Genomic DNA, 17,148 nt, shown 5'->3' on the forward strand with positions numbered 1-17,148 from the left:
ATGGCTGCCGACTCCGCTCCCGTCCCCGATCGGCCCGGACCCCTCATCGAATCGCACCCCCAGGAGCTGTCGTGAAGGACGTTTTCGGTCTCCCCCGGTCCCTGCTCGTCCTCGGTGGTACGTCCGAGATCGCGTTGGCCACCGCCCGCCGGCTGATCGCCCGCGGCACCCGCACGGTGTGGCTGGCGGGCCGTCCGTCGCCGGCCCTGGAGACGGCCGCCTCGGAACTGCGTGTCCTGGGGGCCGGGGTCCACACCCTCGCCTTCGACGCGCTCGACCCCGACTCCCACGAGGTCGTGCTCGGCAAGGTCTTCGCGGAGGGCGACGTCGACATGGTGCTGCTCGCCTTCGGGGTCCTCGGCGACCAGGCGCGGGACGAGCGCGAACCGGCCGCCGCGGTGCATGTGGCGCGGACCAACTACCTCGGCGCCGTGTCGTCCGGTCTGGTCAGCGCGCGGGCGTTGCAGACCCAGGGGCACGGCTCCCTGGTGGTGCTCTCCTCCGTCGCCGGGGAACGGGCCCGCCGCGCGGACTTCATCTACGGCTCCAGCAAGGCCGGCCTGGACACCTTCACCCAGGGGCTGGGCGACGCGCTGCACGGCACCGGGGTGCACGTCATGGTCGTACGGCCGGGGTTCGTGCGGTCGAAGATGACGGCCGGCCGGGAGGAGACACCGCTCGCGACGACCCCCGGCGCTGTCGCCACGGCCATCGAACTGGGCCTGCGCCGACGCTCGGAGACGGTCTGGGTGCCCGGGACGCTGCGCGTGGTGACGGCGGTGCTGCGGCATCTGCCGAGGGCGCTGTTCCGACGTCTGCCGGTGTGACCCCTCGGGCGGCGGGCCGCGCGTCGTCGACGGTCTACTGGTGGCTGGGGATCGTGCCGCGCTCGGTGTGGGCCGCCTGGGGCGGTACGACGGCTCCCCCGAAGGCGAACTCCCGGAGCTTGCGCCAGACGCCGTCGGCACCCTGCTCGTAGAGCGCGAAGCCGGTGCACGGCCACTCCGCGCGGTAGTCGGCGAGCGCTTCGAAGGCGCGGTCCATCAACGCGTCGTCGATGCCGTGCGCCACGGTGACGTGCGGGTGGTACGGGAAGTGCAGTTCGCGTGCCATCGGCCCGGAGGCGTCGCGGATCCGCTTCTGAAGCCAGTTGCAGGCCGCGGCGCCCTCGACGATCTGGACGTAGACCACCGGGGACAGCGGCCGGAAGGTGCCGGTGCCGGACAGTCGCATCGGGAAGGGGCGCCCGGCGGCGGCGACCTCGACGAGATGGGCCTCGACCGCGGGCAGTTGCGAGGCGTCCACCTCGGTCGGCGGCAACAGCGTGACGTGCGTGGGGATGCCGTGAGCAGCGGCGTCGCCGAAGCCCGCGCGCCGCTCCTGGAGCAGGCTGCCGTGAGGCTCCGGGACCGCGATCGACACACCGATCGTTACGGTCCCCACGTCGTCTCCTGTCGTCCTGTAGAGGGTGCTGGTGGTGAGCGGGGGCGGCCACGCGTGCGGCCACCCGGCTATCGACTGTACGGCCACGACCGAGTTGTGGGCAGGCGCAACCGTAGTGATGTGCAGCGCTCTGCCCAGTGGTACTCCGGCGCGGTCCTGCGCCTCAGTGCTTGGCGGGCAGGAAGCCGACCCGGTCGTACGCCTGGGCGAGGGTCTCGGCGGCGACGGCGCGCGCCTTCTCCGCGCCCTTGGCGAGGATCGCGTCGAGCGTCTCCGGGTCGTCCAGATACTGCTGGGTCCGCTCCCGGAAGGGCGACACGAACTCGACCATGATCTCGGCGAGGTCCGTCTTCAGCGCGCCGTACATCTTGCCCTCGTACTCCCGCTCCAGCTCGGCGACCGACTTGCCGGTGAGGGTGGAGTGGATGGTCAGGAGGTTGCTGACGCCCGGCTTGTGCACCGCGTCGTAGCGGATCACGGTGTCCGTGTCGGTGACCGCGCTCTTGACCTTCTTGGCGGTCGCCTTCGGGTCGTCGAGGAGGTTGATGAGGCCCTTCGGGGTCGACGCCGACTTGCTCATCTTGATCGTCGGGTCCTGAAGGTCGTAGATCTTCGCCGTCTCCTTCAGGATGTACGGCTTCGGGATCGTGAAGGTCTCGCCGTAGCGGCCGTTGAAGCGCTCCGCGAGGTCGCGGGTCAGCTCGATGTGCTGGCGCTGGTCCTCGCCGACCGGGACCTCGTGCGCCTGGTACAGCAGGATGTCGGCGACCTGGAGGATCGGGTACGTGAACAGGCCGACGCTGGCGCGGTCGGCGCCCTGCTTGGCGGACTTGTCCTTGAACTGGGTCATGCGGGACGCCTCACCGAAGCCGGTCAGGCAGTTCATGACCCAGGCGAGCTGGGCGTGCTCGGGTACATGGCTCTGGACGAAGAGCGTGCAGCGCTCCGGGTCCAGTCCGGCGGCCAGCAGCTGAGCGGTGGCGAGCCGGGTGTTGGCGCGCAGGTCCGCCGGGTCCTGCGGGACCGTGATCGCGTGCAGGTCGACGACCATGTAGAACGCGTCGTGGGACTCCTGGAGGGCCACCCACTGGCGCACGGCGCCGAGGTAGTTGCCGAGGTGGAACGAGCCTGCGGTGGGCTGGATTCCGGAGAGCACGCGGGGTCGGTCAGAGGCCATGCTCACCATTCTCTCAGAGGGGGAGGGGGTGGTTGGCCCGGTGGGTGGGGAGCGGTTTCGGGGCGCGGGGGACTGCGGGCCGTATGTGATTGCCCGCGCAGTTCCCCGCGCCCCTGGAAGCAGGCCGGCTCAGCCGAGGTCGATCTCCGGGTACAGCGGGAAGCCCGCGACCAGGTCTGTCGCCCGCTGGGCGATCTCCGACGCGACCTTCTCGTCCAGGACGTGGGCGGCCTTGCTCGGGGCGCCCGACTTCGTCGTGCCCGGCTCGGTGGTGGTCAGGACGCGGTCGATGAGGCCCGCGACCTCGTCCATCTCGGCGGTGCCCAGACCGCGGGTGGTCAGGGCGGGCGTGCCGATGCGGATGCCCGAGGTGTACCAGGCGCCGTTCGGGTCGGCGGGGATGGCGTTGCGGTTGGTGACGATGCCCGAGTCGAGCAGGGCGGCCTCGGCCTGGCGGCCGGTCAGGCCGTAGGAGGAGGCGACGTCGATCAGGTTGAGGTGGTTGTCGGTGCCGCCGGTGACGAGGGTGGCGCCGCGGCGCATCAGGCCCTCGGCCAGCGCGCGGGAGTTGTCGACGATGCGCTGGCCGTAGTCCTGGAAGGAGGGCTGCCGGGCCTCGGCGAGGGCGACGGCCTTCGCGCCCATCACGTGCGCGAGCGGGCCGCCGAGGACCATCGGGCAGCCGCGGTCGACCTGGTCCTTGAGGGAGTCGTCGCACAGGACCATGCCGCCGCGCGGGCCGCGCAGCGACTTGTGGGTGGTGGTGGTGACGATCTGGGCGTGCGGGACCGGGTCGAAGTCGCCGGTCAGCACCTTGCCCGCGACCAGGCCGGCGAAGTGCGCCATGTCCACCATCAGGGTCGCCCCGACCTCGTCGGCGATCTCGCGCATGATGCGGAAGTTCACGAGCCGCGGGTAGGCGGAGTAGCCGCCGACGATGATCAGCGGCTTGAACTCACGCGCCGAGGCGCGCAGGGCGTCGTAGTCGATGAGGCCGGTGACGGGGTCGGTGCCGTAGGAGCGCTGGTCGAACATCTTGCCGGAGATGTTCGGGCGGAAGCCGTGGGTGAGGTGGCCGCCGGCGTCCAGGGACATGCCGAGCATGCGCTGGTTGCCGAAGGCCTGGCGGAGTTCGGCCCAGTCGGCGTCGGAGAGGTCGTTGACCTGGCGGACCCCGGCCTTCTCCAGGGCGGGGGCCTCGACCCGGGCGGCGAGGACGGACCAGAAGGCGACGAGGTTGGCGTCGATGCCGGAGTGCGGCTGGACGTAGGCGTGGCGGGCGCCGAAGAGTTCACGCGCGTGCTCGGCGGCGAGGGCCTCGACGGTGTCGACGTTGCGGCAGCCGGCGTAGAAGCGGCGGCCGACGGTGCCCTCGGCGTACTTGTCGCTGAACCAGTTGCCCATGGCCAGGAGGGTGGCCGGGGAGGCGTAGTTCTCGGAGGCGATCAGCTTGAGCATCTCGCGCTGGTCGGCGACTTCCTGGCCGATGGCGTCGGCGACGCGCGGCTCGACGGCGCGGATCACATCGAGGGCGGCACGGAAGGCGGTGGACTCGTTGGAGAGAGGCACAGAATTGTCGGGCATGGGGACCTCCGGACGTGGCGTTCGGCGTTCACGGTACGGCCCAGGCGCACGGCACAGATTGCAGCTCGGGCCGCTCCCCGATGGTCGGTCCCATCCCAGCGCGCCAGTCACGGCCCGCCGGTCAGCCTACCGGGCGTGCCCGCCGGTGCGGCTCCTGCGTCCACCATGCGGGCGGGGATAAGAAGGGGGCACCTTCACCCCCGGGAGACGCCGTGACCAGTACGGAAGCACTCATCGCCGCCGCCGAGGCGCACACCGCGCACACCTACCACCCGCTGCCGTTGATGGTCGCCACCGCCGAGGGCGCGTGGATGACGGACGTGGAGGGGCGGCGGTATCTCGATCTGCTGGCCGGGTATTCGGCGCTGAACTTCGGGCACGGCAATCCGCGTCTGATCGCGGCGGCGAAGGCGCAGTTGGATCGGGTGACGCTGACGTCGCGGGCGTTCCACCACGACCGGTTCGGCGCGTTCTGCGAGGAGCTGGCCGAGCTGTGCGGCATGGAGCTGGTGCTGCCGATGAACACGGGTGCGGAGGCGGTGGAGACCGCGCTGAAGACGGCCCGGAAGTGGGGGGCGCGGGTCAGGGGGGTGCCTGCGGGGCGGGCGAAGATCGTGGTGGCGGGCAACAACTTCCATGGGCGTACGACGACGATCGTCAGCTTCTCGACCGACCTGGAGGCGCGGGCGGACTTCGGGCCGTACACGCCGGGCTTCGAGATCGTGCCGTACGGGGATCTCACCGCGATGCGGGCGGCGCTCAGTGAGAACACGGTGGCCGTGCTGTTGGAGCCGATCCAGGGGGAGGCGGGGGTGGTGGTGCCGCCGGCCGGATATCTGGCGGGGGTGCGGGAGTTGACGCGCGAGCGGAACGTGCTCTTCATCGCGGACGAGATCCAGTCGGGGCTGGGGCGGACGGGGCGGACGTTCGCGTGCGAGCACGAGGGGGTGGTGCCCGACATGTATGTGCTCGGCAAGGCGCTGGGCGGTGGGGTGGTGCCGGTGTCGGCGGTGGTGTCGAGTGCGGAGGTGCTGGGCGTGTTCCGGCCCGGGGAGCACGGGTCGACGTTCGGCGGGAATCCGCTGGCGTGCGCGGTGGCGCTGGAGGTGATCGCGATGCTGCGGTCGGGCGAGTACCAGGCGCGGGCCACTGAACTCGGCGAGCATCTGCTGCGGGAACTGCGGGAGTTGACCGGTACGGGCCGGGTGACGGCGGTACGCGGACGGGGGTTGTGGGCGGGCGTCGACATCGCCCCGGAGATCGGGACGGGGCGGGAGATCTCGGAGAGGTTGATGGACCGGGGCGTGCTGGTGAAGGACACCCACGGTTCGACGATCCGGATCGCGCCGCCGCTGATGATCGGCCGGGAGGACCTGGACTGGGGACTGGCCCGGTTGCGCGCGGTGGTGGGCGTCTGACCACCAACCCGGAGTCGCCGGGGAAGGCCCCGGGGTTCTCCGGGAAGCCGCCTCGCGGTTCCGGGAGTTCGGTGAGGGGTTCCGCGAATTCGGTGCGGAGTTCTGGGAGTTCGGTGAGAGGGCGCACCTGGGAGTCCGCCGCGATCTCCGCTCCCCTAGAGTCGCTTTGTGCTCTTTGGAATGGTGTGCGCGCTCGGCGCGGCGGTCTGCTTCGGTACGGCCACGGTGTTGCAGGCGGTCGCCGCACGGGCGGCCACGACAGGTGGCGGCGGGGACGCGGCGCTGCTGCTGCGGGCGTTGCGGCAGTGGCGGTATCTGGCGGGGCTGGGGCTGGACGGGCTGGGGTTCGTGTTCCAGATCGTGGCGCTGCGGTCGCTGCCCATCTACGCGGTCGGGGCGGCGCTGGCGTCGAGCCTCGCGGTGACGGCGGTGGTGGCCGCCCGGCTGCTGGGAGTCCGGCTCAGCGGGGTCGAGTGGGCGGCCGTGGGTGTGGTGTGCGCGGGGCTGGCGATGCTGGGGCTGGCGTCCGGCGCGGAGGGGGATCGGGCCGGGTCGACGGCGTTGAAGTGGGCGATGCTCGGGACGGCGCTGGTGGTGCTGCTGCTCGGGCTGCTCGGTGGGCGGCTGCCGGAGCGGGGGCGGGCGTTGACGCTCGGTTTGGGGGCCGGGTTCGGGTTCGGGGTGGTCGAGGTGGCGGTGCGGTTGATCGATTCGCTCAAGCCGTCGACGTTGCTGACCAATCCGGCGACGTACGCGCTGCTCGTCGGTGGGGGTGCCGCGTTTCTGCTGCTGACGACGGCTCTTCAGCGGGGGTCTGTCACGACGGCCACGGCGGGGCTGGTGATCGGGGAGACGCTGGGACCGGCGGCGGTGGGGGTGGTGTGGCTCGGGGATCGGACGCGGGACGGGCTGGCGTGGCTGGCCGTGTTGGGGTTCCTGGTCGCGGTGGCGGGGGCGTTGGCGCTGGCGCGGTTCGGCGAGGCGCCGGCCTCCGGCGGTGAGGCGGGTGACGGTGCGGGTGGGTTGGGGTGAGCGTCTCTGGGGGCTGCGCCCCCAGACCCCCCTTCGGCCCCGAAAGGGCCTCGTCCTCAAACGCCGGACGGGCTGACGATGCGCGGCCCGCGCTGGGACGCCGAACCGGCTGCCCCCCCAACCCCCATCACGGCAGCACCCGGCACAACGCCTCCACCGCCCCCGCCCACGCGTGGTCCGGCGGGGTGCCGTAACCCACCACCAGGGCGTCCAGTGGGTCGGCGATGGCCTGTTCGTGGCGGTAGAAGGACAGGGAGTGGAGGGCCAGGCCCTGCCAGGCGGCGGCTTGGACCACGGACTGTTCGGTGCCGGGTGGGAGGCTGAGGACGGCGTGGAAGCCGGCGGCGATGCCGGTGACGTGGACGTCGGGGGCGTGCTGGGCGAGGGCGTCGACGAGGGTGTCACGGCGGCGGCGGTAGCGCAGACGGGCGGAGCGGACGTGGCGGTCGTAGGCGCCGGAGGTGATGAACTCGGCGAGGGTCAGCTGGTCCAGGACGCCGCAGGTGTCGATGCCGCCCTTGGCCTTGGTGACCTCGTCCACCAGGGACGGGGGCAGGACCATCCAGGCCAGGCGGAGGCCGGGGGCGAGGGACTTGCTGGCGGTGCCGAGGTAGACGACGTGGTTGGGGTCGAGGCCCTGGAGGGCTCCGATGGGCTGGCGGTCGTAGCGGAACTCCCCGTCGTAGTCGTCCTCCAGGACCAGGCCGCCGGTGCGGCGGGCCCAGTCGACGACGGCGGAGCGGCGGTCGTGGCGGAGGGGGAGGCCCATGGGGAACTGGTGGGCGGGGGTGAGGAGGACGGCCGGCTCGTCCGTCAACCGGCGCGTGTCGGTGGCCAGTTCGTCGAAGGGGAGCGGGCGGGTGCGCAGGCCGGCCTCGTCCAGGATCTGCCAGTGGGCGGTCAGGCCGTAGGACTCGACCGCGATGTCGTCGGCGCCGCGGGCGCGTAGCACCGCGCCGATCAGTCGCAGGCCGCTGGAGATGCCCGCGCTGATCAGGATGTGCTCGGGGTCGGCGCGGACGCCTCGGACGCGGGAGAGGTAGGCGGCGAGGGCGGTGCGGAGTTCGACGCGGCCGCGGGGGTCGCCGTAGCCGAGGGCCTGGTAGGGGGCGGCGGTGAAGGCGCGGCGGGCGGCCTTGAGCCATTCGGTGCGGGGGAAGGCGGCGAGGTCGGGGGTGCCGGGGACGAGGTCGTAGGCGGGGCGGCTGCGGAGGCGGCGGGGCGGGGTGGTGTCGGCGGGCGGGACGACGGCACGTTCGGCGACGCGGGTGCCGGACCCTTGGCGGGCGGTGAGCCAGCCCTCGGCGACGAGGTCGGCGTAGGCGTCGGCGACGGTGTTGCGGGCGATGCCCAGGTCGGCGGCGAGGGTGCGGGAGGAGGGCAGCCGGGTGCCGGGGGCGAGGCGGCCGGTGCGGACGGCGTCGCGCAGGGCGTCGGTGAGGCCGCGGCGGACGCCGGTGCCGGTCGGTTCGACATGGAGGTCGACGCCCAGAGTGGCCCAAGATTTCACCATGGAAATGGACCATACCCGTGGGCTGCCTGGCTTCTAGGGTCATAGACATGACCACAGCAAACGAAGCCCCTTACGCCCCCGAACACACCCCCCGTCTGGACTGGGCCCAGCTCGCCCCCGAGGTCTACAAGGCGATGGTCCGGCTCGACGTCGCCGCCCGGAAGGGTCTCGACCCGGCGCTGCTGGAGCTGGTGAAGATCCGCGCCTCGCAGCTCAACCACTGCGCGTTCTGCCTCGACATGCACACCAAGGACGCGCTCGCGGCGGGCGAGAGCGTGGAGCGGATCATCCAGCTCGGCGCGTGGGAGGAGTCGCGGCACTTCTACACCGAGAAGGAGCTGGCGGCGATCGAGCTGACCGAGGCGGTCACCGTGCTCACCGGGGGCGCCTACCAGGGCGGCTCCGGGGGAGGCTTTGTGCCGGACGAGGTGTACGAGCGGGCGGCGGCGCAGTTCGAGGAGGCCGAGCTGGCACAGCTGATCGCCGCGATCACGGTGATCAACGCGTGGAACCGGTTCGGTGTGAGCACGCGGATGGTGCCGGGGCACTACAAAGCCGGACAGTACAAGTGACCGTGCGCGCCCGGCTGTTGGACCGTGAGGTCGGGCGGGCTCCGTCCTCGGTCGGTGCCGCCGCGCACTTCGACGGGCGTCGACTCGCTCGTCTCATCGGGCTGATCACCGCCGGCACCGGCCGGAACCGGGTGATGGTCGGCCGCCGTGTCGAACCCGGGGGGTATCAGCCGTGAGTGGCAAGGTCGAGCTGTTCCGGAGTCTGCACCGGCGCCGGGTGCCCGGTGATCCGCTGGTGCTTCCCGGGCCCTGGGACGCGGTGAGCGCGCGGGCGTTGGTGGCCGCCGGGTTCCCGGCGCTCGCGACGCCCAGTGCCGGGGTCGCGGCCTCGCTGGGGTACGAGGACGGGGCGACGCCTGCGGACGAGATGTTCGCTGCGGTCGCGCGGATCGTACGGGCCGTGGACGTGCCGGTGTCCGCCGACGTGGAGGGCGGATACGGGCTCGCGCCGAAGGAGCTGGTGGAGCGGCTGCTGGAGGCGGGGGCGGTCGGGTGCAACCTGGAGGACTCCGAGGACGGGGTGCTCAAGGACCCGCGCCGGCACGCGGAGTGGCTGGCGGAGGTGCGGGCGGTGGCGGCGGACCGGTTGTTCGTCAACGCGCGGATCGACGTCTTCCTGCACGGTGACGGTGATCCCGAACGGGCCATCGAGCGGGCCGCGTTGTATGTCGCGGCCGGTGCCGACTGCGTCTATCCGATCATGGCTCCGGCGAAGGTGCTGCCGTTGCTGCGGTCCGGTGTCCAGGGTCCGGTCAACGTGCTGGCCCGGCTGGACGGCGCGGGCCCCTCGCCCACCGCACTCGGTGAACTCGGGGCCACACGCGTCACGTTCGGGCCGGGGCTCCAGCGCTGGACGGCACTCGCGCTTGAGGAGAGGGCCGTGGAACTGAAGCCCTGAGCGGGGTCAGGACAACCATGCCTTCCAGGTGGCGGGGTGGCCGTCCACCCACTTCTTCGCGGCGTCGGCCGGGGAGAGTTTCTGGTCGGCGATCATCAGGGAGACCTCGTTCTGGTCCTCGGTCGTCCACTTGAACTTCTTCAGGAAGGCCGCCGCCTTGCCGCCCTTCTTCGCGAAGTCCGTGTTGAGGTACTTCTGGAGCGGGGTGTGGGGGTAGGCGCAGGCGACCTTGGCGGCGTCGGCGTCGCACCCCTCCTTGTAGGCGGGGAGCCTGACCTCCGTCATGGGGACCTTCTTGAACAGCCACTGGGGGGCGTACCAGTAGGTGAGGAAGGGCTTCTTCTCCTTGGCGAACTGCTTCATCTGGGTGATCTGCGCGGCCTCCGAACCGGCGAAGACCACCTGGTAGTTCAGCTTGAGGTTCGTCACCAGGGCCTTGTCGTTGGTGACGTAGGAGGGCGAGCCGTCCATCAACTGGCCCTTGCTGCCGCTCTCGGCGGTGCGGAACAGCGAGGAGTACTTGTCGAGGTTCTTCCAGTCGGTGATGTCGGGGTGCTGCTTGGCGAGGTAGGTCGGGACGTACCAGCCGATGTGTCCGGTGACGCCGAGGCCGCCCGCGCGCGTGATCGTCTTCTTGTCGTCGACGTAGCGCTTCTCCTGGTCGGGGTGGCCCCAGTCCTCCATGATCGCGTCGACCCGGCCCTGGCTGAGCGCGTCCCAGGCGGGGACCTCGTCGACCTGGACGGTGTCGACGCGGTAGCCGAGCTTGTGCTCCAGCAGGTACTGCGCGACCGCCACGTTGGCCTGCGCGCCCACCCAGGACTGGACGGAGAGGGTCACGGTCCTGGCGCCCTGCGCGTTGGCGAAGGGCGAGGCCTGCTTGGTCATGTCGGCGGCGCCGCAGCCCGAGAGCAGGGCGAGGGACGTCACCGCGGCCACTGAGTAAGCCGTACGGGTTCGCATGTCACGCTCCCTTCCTGGTGCGGCGTTCCGTCGGTTGGGTCACCCGGTCGAGCATCAGGCCGAGGCAGACGATCGCGGCGCCGGCGACGAGTCCGGTGGCCAGGTCGCCCTGGGCCAGACCGAACACGGCGTCGTAGCCGAGGGCGCCGCCGCCGACCAGGCCGCCGATGATGACGACGGCGAGGACCAGGACGACGCCCTGGTTGACGGCGAGGAGCAACGCCGGGCGGGCGAGCGGGAGTTGGATCTGCCGCAGTTGCTGGGCGCTGGTCGCGCCGAGCGAGCGGGCCGACTCCAGGGCGGCCGGGTCGACCTGGCGCAGGCCCTGCGCGGTGATGCGGACGACGGCGGGCAGCGCGTAGACGACGGCCGCCGCGACGGCGGGGGCGCGGCCGACGCCGAAGAGGGCGACGACCGGGATCAGGTAGACGAACTGCGGCATGGTCTGGCAGACGTCGAGGACGGGCCGCAGGGCGCGTTCGAAGCGGTCGCTGCGGGCGGCGGCGATGCCGGTCGCGAAGCCGAGGACGAGGGTGACGGCCACGGCGGCCAGCACCTGCGACAGCGTGTCCAGGGACGGCTTCCACACGCCGAGCACGCCGATCGCGGCCATGGCGAGGACGGCGGTGAGCGCGGTGCGCCAGGTGCCGATCACCCAGGCGAGGGCGGCGACGATCAGCAGCACCGACCACCACGGCAGCCATTGCAGGCCGTCGCGTACGGGGTCCAGGACCCAGGTGGTGAAGTGGCCGGCCCAGTCGGCGGTGCCGCCGAGGTAGGGGACGCCGGAGTAGAGATGGGCGGTCATCCAGTCGACGACACGGTTCACCGGTTCGGCGATGCCGAGGGTCCAGCCGGAGGGCCAGTCCAGGGCGCCGGCGAGCCGGGCGGCCACGGCTACTGCGACGGTGGCGCCGAGGGCGTACAGCCACGGGCGGAGGTGCGAGCCCGGTTCGTCGGCGGACGCGTCGGTCTGCTCACCGGCCGCCGCGGTGACGCGGTCGAGGACGACGGCGAGGAGCACGATCGGGATGCCGGCGGCCAGGGCGGCGCCGACGTCGACGGAGGCGAGGGCCTGGTAGACGCGGTCACCGAGGCCTCCGGCGCCGATGACGGAGGCGATGACGGCCATGGAGAGGGCCATCATGATCGTCTGGTTGAGGCCGAGGAGGAGCTGCTTGCGGGCCAGCGGGAGCCGTGCGGTCAGCAGGCGCTGGCGTCCGGTGGCGCCCAGGGACTCGACGGCTTCCAGGACCTCGGGGTCGGCGTCGCGCAGGCCGAGCGCGGTGAGGCGGGCCATGGGCGGGGCGGCGTAGACGACCGTGGCGAGGACGGCGGCGGGGACGCCGATGCCGAAGACGAGGACGACGGGGAGGAGGTAGGCGAAGGCGGGGAGCACCTGCATGGTGTCCAGGACCGGGCGCAGGGCGCGGTCCGTGCGGGCGGAGAGGCCGCCGGCCAGACCGAGCAGGGCGCCCACGACGACCGAGGTGAGCACGGCGACCACCATCAGCGCGAGGGTCTGCATGGTCGGCACCCACATGCCGAGCAGTCCGCACACGAGGAAGGCGACGCCGGTGCCGATCGCGAGACGTACGCCCGCGACGCGCCAGGCGACGAGCGCGCCGAACGCGGTGACACCGGCCCAGCCCGCGGCGAGCAGCACCAGGTAGACGGCGCGTACGGCGAGGACGACGGCGCTGCTGATGTAGCCGAAGAAGTAGAGGAACAGCGGGGAGCTGTCGCGGTTGTCGATGATCCAGTCGTTGGCCCGGCCCAGCGGACCGGACAGGTCGACGGTGAGGGCGTGCGGCCAACTGCCGCTGGACCAGTGCGCGTTGGCGAGCGGTACGAGGACCGCGGCGGCGAGCGCGAGCAGCATGAGTTTGTGCGCGGCCCGGTGCCGGAGGATGCCGGGGAGGGCGGGACGCGGGGCGGGTGCGGTGACCGTTGCCATCAGACCGCCTCCTTGTGGAGCTCCGCCCCTGCCACGACGTCCAGCAGTCGTGCCTGGTCGACCACGCCGAGGCAGCGGCCGTTCTCCACGACACAGGCAGGCTTGCCGCTGCGGGAGACGACCTTGATCGCCTCGGCGACGACCGCGTCGGCCGCGAGCGCGCCGGGGTGCTCCTGGCCTCCGCAGCCTCCTGGGCGCATGGCCGTGCGGACGGTCATGACGTCGGCGCGCGGGACGTCGCGGACGAACTCGCGGACGTAGTCGTCGGCGGGTGAGCCGACGATCTCCTCGGGGGTGCCGAGCTGGACGATACGGCCGTCGCGCATCAGGGCGATGCGGTCGCCGAGCTTGAGGGCCTCGTTGAGGTCGTGGGTGATGAAGACCATCGTGCGGCCCTCTTCCTGGTGCAGCCGGACGACCTCCTCCTGCATGTCGCGCCGGATCAGCGGGTCGAGCGCGCTGAACGGCTCGTCGAAGAGCAGGACTTGGGGGTCGACCGCCAACGCGCGGGCGAGACCGACGCGTTGGCGCTGGCCGCCGGAGAGCTGGCCGGGGCGGCGCTGCTCCATGCCGTCCAGGCCGACCTTGGTGACGACCTCGGCGGCGCGGCGGCGGCGCTCCGCCTTGGCGACGCCCTGGATCTCCAGGCCGTAGGCGACGTTGTCGAGGACCGTGCGGTGCGGGAGGAGGCCGAAGTGCTGGAAGACCATCGCGGCGCGGTGGCGGCGGAGTTCGCGCAGCCGGGACCGGTCCATGGCGCGGACGTCCTCGCCGTCGATGGCGATGGTGCCCGCGGTGGGCTCGATGAGTCGGGTGAGGCAGCGGACCAGGGTGGACTTGCCGGAGCCGGAGAGGCCCATCACCACGAAGACCTCGCCCTTGCGGACGTCGAAGGAGACGTCGCGGACGGCGGCGGTGCAGCCGGTGCGGGCGCGCAGCTCGGCGGCGTCGAGGGAGGTGAGTTCGGGGTCGGCGGGGATCTCGTCGGCCTTCGGGCCGAAGACCTTCCAGAGGCCGTCCACGGAGAACACGGCGTCACCGGAGGCACCCGTGCCGGGACCACCGGAGGCCTCCGTGTTCGTGGAACTGCCGGACGTGTCAAGGCCGTTGGGTGTGCTGACGGTACTCATCGCGCACCACCTCCGATCAGGTCGACGGCCCTCTCGCCGACCATGAGCACCCCGATCATCGGGTTCACGGCGGGCATGGTCGGGAAGACGGAGGCATCGGCGATCCGGAGGCCGTCCAGTCCGCGGACGCGCAACTCCGGGTCGACGACGGCGAGTTCGTCGGAGTCGGCGCCCATGCGGCAGGTGCCGGCCGGGTGGTAGACGGTGTGGGCGACCTTGCGGGCGTACTCGCTCAGCTCGGCGTCGCCGAGGATCTCCGGGCCGGGGCACACCTCGCGCTTGAGCCAGCCGGCGAGGGGTTCGGTCTTCGCGATCGCGCGGGCGATGCGGATGCCGTCGACGAGGGTGCGGCCGTCGTAGTCGTCCTCGTCGGTGAAGTACCGGAAGTCCAGGGCGGGTTTGACGGCCGGGTCGGCGCTCTCCAGGTACAGACGGCCGCGGCTCTTCGGCTTGGGGATGTTCGGGGTCATGGAGACGCCGAACTCGGGGCGTTCGTAGCCGAGGCGCTCGGGGTTGTCGGTGAAGGGCACCTGGTAGAAGTGGAACATCAGGTCCGGGCCCTGGTGTTCGGGGTCGCGGCGGACGAACAGGCCCGCGTCGGAGTCCATCGCGGAGTTCTCCGGGATCGGCCCGTCGGTCTCCCAGACGATCACCGACTCGGGGTGGTCGAGGAGGTTCTCGCCGACGCCCGGGAGGTCCACGGCGACGGGGATGCCGAGCGCTTCGAGGTCCTCGCGGGGGCCGATGCCCGAGTGCAGGAGCAGGCGCGGGGAGTCGACGGCGCCGGCGCACAGGACGACCTCGCGGCGGGCGCGGACGACCAGTTCCTCGCCGTCCTTGGTGCGGACGTGGACGCCCTCCGCGCGGGTGCCGTCCAGCTCCAGGCGGTGGGCCCAGGTCTCCAGGAAGAGGGTGAGGTTGGGGCGCTCGTCCATCACCGGGTGGAGATACGCGACGGACGCGCTGGACCGCTTGTTGTTCTCCGGGTGGTAGGCGAGGTCGAAGAAGCCGACGCCGTCCGTGAACGGGGCCTTGTTGAAGCCCTCGACGCGCGGGACGTCGAGCGCCTTCTGGGCCGCGTCGACGAAGTCGCGGGCGATGGCGTTCCGGTCCTTCTCGTCGACGGGGACGATGTTGTTGAGGAGGCGCGCGTAGTACGCCTCCATCGCTATCGCGCCCCAGCCCTTCGCCCCGGCCGCCTCCCACTCGTCCCAGTCGGACGGCAGCGGCTTGAAGGCGATCAGGGTGTTGTGCGAGGAGCAGCCGCCGAGGACGCGGGCGCGGCTGTGCCGGATGTGCGAGTTGCCGCGCGGCTGCTCGGTGGTCGGGTAGTCGTAGTCCAGCTCGCCGCCGAGGAGGCCCATCCAGCGGCGCAGGGTCAGTACGTCCTCGCGGCCGACGTCGCTGGGGCCGCCTTCGATGACGGCGACGGTGACGTCGGGGTTCTCGGTGAGGCGGGAGGCGATGACGGAGCCGGCCGTTCCGCCGCCGATGACGACGTAGTCGTATAGGTGAGGGGTCTCAGGCATGGAGCAACTCCGGGTAGAGGTGGTCTCTTCGGGGGCGGGTGCGGGTGCGAGTACTGGTGCGAGTACTGGTGCGGGTGCGTTGTGGCTGGTCGCGCCCACGCGGCGGAGCCGCATATCGGCACCGCCCGCGCCCCTAGGTGGGCTGGGGTAGCGGGGCCGGTGAGTCGACGGGATCAGCCCGCGAAACAGCTAGGTGGGCTGGGGGTAGCGGGGCAGCGAATCGACGGGACCAGCCGCGAAACAGCTAGGTGGGCTGGGGGTAGCGGGGTCAGGGAGTCGACGGGATCAGCCCGCGAACCAGCGCACCGGCTTCGGCGCCAGGTTCTGGTACACGTGCTTGGCCTCGCGGTACTCGGCGAGTCCGGCGGGGCCCAACTCCCGGCCCACACCGCTCTTTCCGAAGCCGCCCCACTCCGCCTGCGGAAGGTAGGGGTGGAAGTCGTTGATCCAGACGGTGCCGTGCCGCAGTCGTCCGGCGACGCGGCGCGCGCGGCCCGCGTCGGCGGTCCAGACGGCGCCCGCGAGGCCGTACTCGGTGTCGTTGGCGAGCGCGACGGCCTCGTCCTCGGTGCGGAAGGTCTCGACGGTGAGGACCGGTCCGAAGACCTCTTCGCGTACGACGGTCATCTCGCGATGGCACTGGTCGAGCACGGTCGGCTCGTAGAAGTAGCCGGTGGCCGGCCGGGTCCCGGTCGGCTCGGGACGCTTGCCGCCGGAGCGCAGCACCGCGCCCTCGGCGAGAGCGGCGGCGACGTACGACTCGGTCTTGGCGCGCTGCTGCTCGGAGACGAGCGGGCCGCACTCGACGCCGTCCTCGGTACCGCGGCCGAGGCGGATCTTCTCGGCGCGGCGGGCGAGTTCGGCGACGAAGCGCTCCCGGATGGTCTCCTCGACGATGAGGCGGGCACCCGCGGAGCAGACCTGGCCACTGTGGATGAAGGCCGCGTTGAGGGCCTGGTCGACGGCGGTGTCGAAGCCCTCCTCGGTGGCGCAGGCGTCGGCGAAGACGACGTTGGGGTTCTTGCCGCCGAGTTCGAGGGCGACCTTCTTCACGGTCACGGCCGCGGCCTGGGCGACCTTCGTGCCGCTGACGAGGCCGCCGGTGAAGGAGACGAGGTCGACGTCGGGGTGCTCGGCGAGGCGGGCACCGACCGAGTGACCGGGGCCGGTGACGATGTTGGCGACACCGGCGGGCAGACCGGCCTCGACGAGGAGGTCGATCAGGGCGATCGTCGTCATCGGGGTGATCTCGCTGGGCTTGACGACGAAGGTGTTGCCGGCCGCGAGGGCGGGCGCGATCTTCCAACTCGCCTGGAGCAGCGGGTAGTTCCAGGGGGTGATCAGCGCGCAGACCCCGACGGGCTCATGCACGACGACGCTGTGCACCTCGGGCGTGCCCGCGTCGACGACCCGGCCGGGGGCCTCGCCTGCGACGAGGTCGGCGAAGTAGCGGAAGGCGTCGGCGACACAGTCGATGTCGACCCGGCCCTCCTCCACGGTCTTGCCCGCGTCCCGGCTCTCCAGCAGGCCGAGCTGTTCGCGGTCGCGCACGAGGAGGTCGGCGACACGGCGCAGCAGGGCGGCGCGCTCGGTGACGGGGGTGAGCGGCCAGGCCCCCTGACCGCCGTCGAAGGCGTCACGGGCGGCGGCGACGGCCAGGTCCGTGTCCTTCTCGTCGCCCTCCGCGACCACGGCGAACGGCAGCGCGTCCGCGGGGTCGATGATCTCGCGCGTGGCGCCGGAGACCGCTTCGAGCCACTCCCCGCCCGCGTGAATGGTCTTCCCCACCTGCTGTTCCGCGTTGTCGGCCATGATCGGTATTGCCTTCCGTTCCTGTTCAGTGCCCCAGCGTCACCTAACTGTCACTCTCGGGGACTGCGAGCGCCTGCCCGGGACGTCCGCACGCATGCGCAATCCATGGCCGAAAGTGGG

General features: G+C 71.8%; 15 protein-coding genes and 1 riboswitch. Of the genes, 6 read left to right on the forward strand and 9 right to left on the reverse strand.

Features of this window, described 5'->3' with window-relative positions:
- Window positions 1-71 precede the first annotated feature (71 nt).
- On the forward strand, window positions 72-827 hold the full coding sequence (locus ACIRB1_RS11805) for a decaprenylphospho-beta-D-erythro-pentofuranosid-2-ulose 2-reductase (RefSeq protein ID WP_403465414.1): 756 nt from the start codon (window positions 72-74) through the stop codon (window positions 825-827).
- A 34-nt stretch (window positions 828-861) separates the two neighbouring features.
- On the opposite strand, the gene ACIRB1_RS11810 is transcribed toward ACIRB1_RS11805, so the two are convergent.
- The 3 genes from ACIRB1_RS11810 to ACIRB1_RS11820 all read right to left on the reverse strand — a co-directional run bounded on the left by ACIRB1_RS11810 (window position 862) and on the right by ACIRB1_RS11820 (window position 4,204).
- Window positions 862-1,443, reverse strand: a complete 582-nt coding sequence (locus ACIRB1_RS11810; protein WP_352182090.1) for a 2'-5' RNA ligase family protein — start codon at window positions 1,441-1,443, stop codon at window positions 862-864.
- A 163-nt stretch (window positions 1,444-1,606) separates the two neighbouring features.
- Window positions 1,607-2,620, reverse strand: coding sequence for a tryptophan--tRNA ligase (trpS, locus tag ACIRB1_RS11815; protein WP_352182089.1), 1,014 nt, complete (start codon window positions 2,618-2,620; stop codon window positions 1,607-1,609).
- A gap of 129 nt (window positions 2,621-2,749) precedes the next feature.
- Window positions 2,750-4,204: a glycine hydroxymethyltransferase gene (locus ACIRB1_RS11820; RefSeq protein ID WP_403465415.1), complete on the reverse strand. Its 1,455-nt coding sequence runs from the start codon at window positions 4,202-4,204 to the stop codon at window positions 2,750-2,752.
- A 31-nt stretch (window positions 4,205-4,235) separates the two neighbouring features.
- Window positions 4,236-4,325, reverse strand: a riboswitch (ZMP/ZTP riboswitch).
- 91 nt (window positions 4,326-4,416) lie between these two features.
- Between ACIRB1_RS11820 and rocD the strand changes: the two genes are divergently transcribed.
- Together rocD and ACIRB1_RS11830 are read left to right on the forward strand one after the other, a co-directional pair.
- The gene (rocD, locus tag ACIRB1_RS11825) at window positions 4,417-5,622 is read left to right on the forward strand and encodes an ornithine--oxo-acid transaminase (protein ID WP_403465416.1); all 1,206 of its coding nucleotides are present in this window, start codon (window positions 4,417-4,419) and stop codon (window positions 5,620-5,622) included.
- Between the two features lie 180 nt (window positions 5,623-5,802).
- On the forward strand, window positions 5,803-6,654 hold the full coding sequence (locus ACIRB1_RS11830; protein WP_403465778.1) for a hypothetical protein: 852 nt from the start codon (window positions 5,803-5,805) through the stop codon (window positions 6,652-6,654).
- Window positions 6,655-6,781: 127 nt separating this feature from the next.
- Here ACIRB1_RS11830 and ACIRB1_RS11835 read toward each other — a convergent pair whose 3' ends face one another.
- Window positions 6,782-8,167, reverse strand: coding sequence for a PLP-dependent aminotransferase family protein (locus tag ACIRB1_RS11835; protein ID WP_352182086.1), 1,386 nt, complete (start codon window positions 8,165-8,167; stop codon window positions 6,782-6,784).
- A gap of 47 nt (window positions 8,168-8,214) precedes the next feature.
- Here ACIRB1_RS11835 and ACIRB1_RS11840 point away from each other — a divergent pair, with 47 nt between their 5' ends.
- The 3 genes from ACIRB1_RS11840 to ACIRB1_RS11850 are packed head-to-tail and all read left to right on the forward strand — an operon-like array spanning window position 8,215 to window position 9,637.
- Window positions 8,215-8,739, forward strand: coding sequence for a carboxymuconolactone decarboxylase family protein (locus tag ACIRB1_RS11840; protein ID WP_403465417.1), 525 nt, complete (start codon window positions 8,215-8,217; stop codon window positions 8,737-8,739).
- Window positions 8,736-8,915 carry a hypothetical protein gene (locus ACIRB1_RS11845; protein ID WP_352182084.1) on the forward strand — a complete coding sequence of 60 codons (180 nt, stop codon included), beginning with the start codon at window positions 8,736-8,738 and terminating at the stop codon, window positions 8,913-8,915. Before ACIRB1_RS11840 ends, ACIRB1_RS11845 begins: the two co-directional genes overlap by 4 nt.
- A complete protein-coding gene (locus ACIRB1_RS11850) occupies window positions 8,912-9,637 on the forward strand; it encodes an isocitrate lyase/phosphoenolpyruvate mutase family protein (protein WP_352182083.1) in 726 nt (241 codons plus the stop codon). The genes ACIRB1_RS11845 and ACIRB1_RS11850 overlap by 4 nt, the downstream gene beginning before the upstream one ends.
- A gap of 6 nt (window positions 9,638-9,643) precedes the next feature.
- Here ACIRB1_RS11850 and ACIRB1_RS11855 read toward each other — a convergent pair whose 3' ends face one another.
- From ACIRB1_RS11855 to ACIRB1_RS11875, 5 genes are all read right to left on the reverse strand, one after another.
- Window positions 9,644-10,600 carry an ABC transporter substrate-binding protein gene (locus ACIRB1_RS11855; protein ID WP_403465418.1) on the reverse strand — a complete coding sequence of 319 codons (957 nt, stop codon included), beginning with the start codon at window positions 10,598-10,600 and terminating at the stop codon, window positions 9,644-9,646.
- A gap of 1 nt (window position 10,601) precedes the next feature.
- Window positions 10,602-12,557: an ABC transporter permease gene (locus ACIRB1_RS11860; protein WP_403465419.1), complete on the reverse strand. Its 1,956-nt coding sequence runs from the start codon at window positions 12,555-12,557 to the stop codon at window positions 10,602-10,604.
- Entirely contained in the window at window positions 12,557-13,687 is a 1,131-nt protein-coding gene (locus tag ACIRB1_RS11865) for a glycine betaine/L-proline ABC transporter ATP-binding protein (protein ID WP_403465420.1), read from the reverse strand. The genes ACIRB1_RS11860 and ACIRB1_RS11865 overlap by 1 nt, the downstream gene beginning before the upstream one ends.
- Complete coding sequence (locus ACIRB1_RS11870) at window positions 13,684-15,216, reverse strand: GMC family oxidoreductase (RefSeq protein ID WP_403465421.1); 1,533 nt, start codon at window positions 15,214-15,216, stop codon at window positions 13,684-13,686. The genes ACIRB1_RS11865 and ACIRB1_RS11870 overlap by 4 nt, the downstream gene beginning before the upstream one ends.
- Window positions 15,217-15,501: 285 nt before the next feature.
- The gene (locus tag ACIRB1_RS11875) at window positions 15,502-17,028 is read right to left on the reverse strand and encodes an aldehyde dehydrogenase family protein (RefSeq protein ID WP_403465422.1); all 1,527 of its coding nucleotides are present in this window, start codon (window positions 17,026-17,028) and stop codon (window positions 15,502-15,504) included.
- Window positions 17,029-17,148: the final 120 nt, after the last annotated feature.

It is taken from the genome of Streptomyces sp. NPDC096013 (assembly GCF_044763565.1).
In the GTDB taxonomy this organism is placed as follows: Bacteria; Actinomycetota; Actinomycetes; order Streptomycetales; family Streptomycetaceae; genus Streptomyces.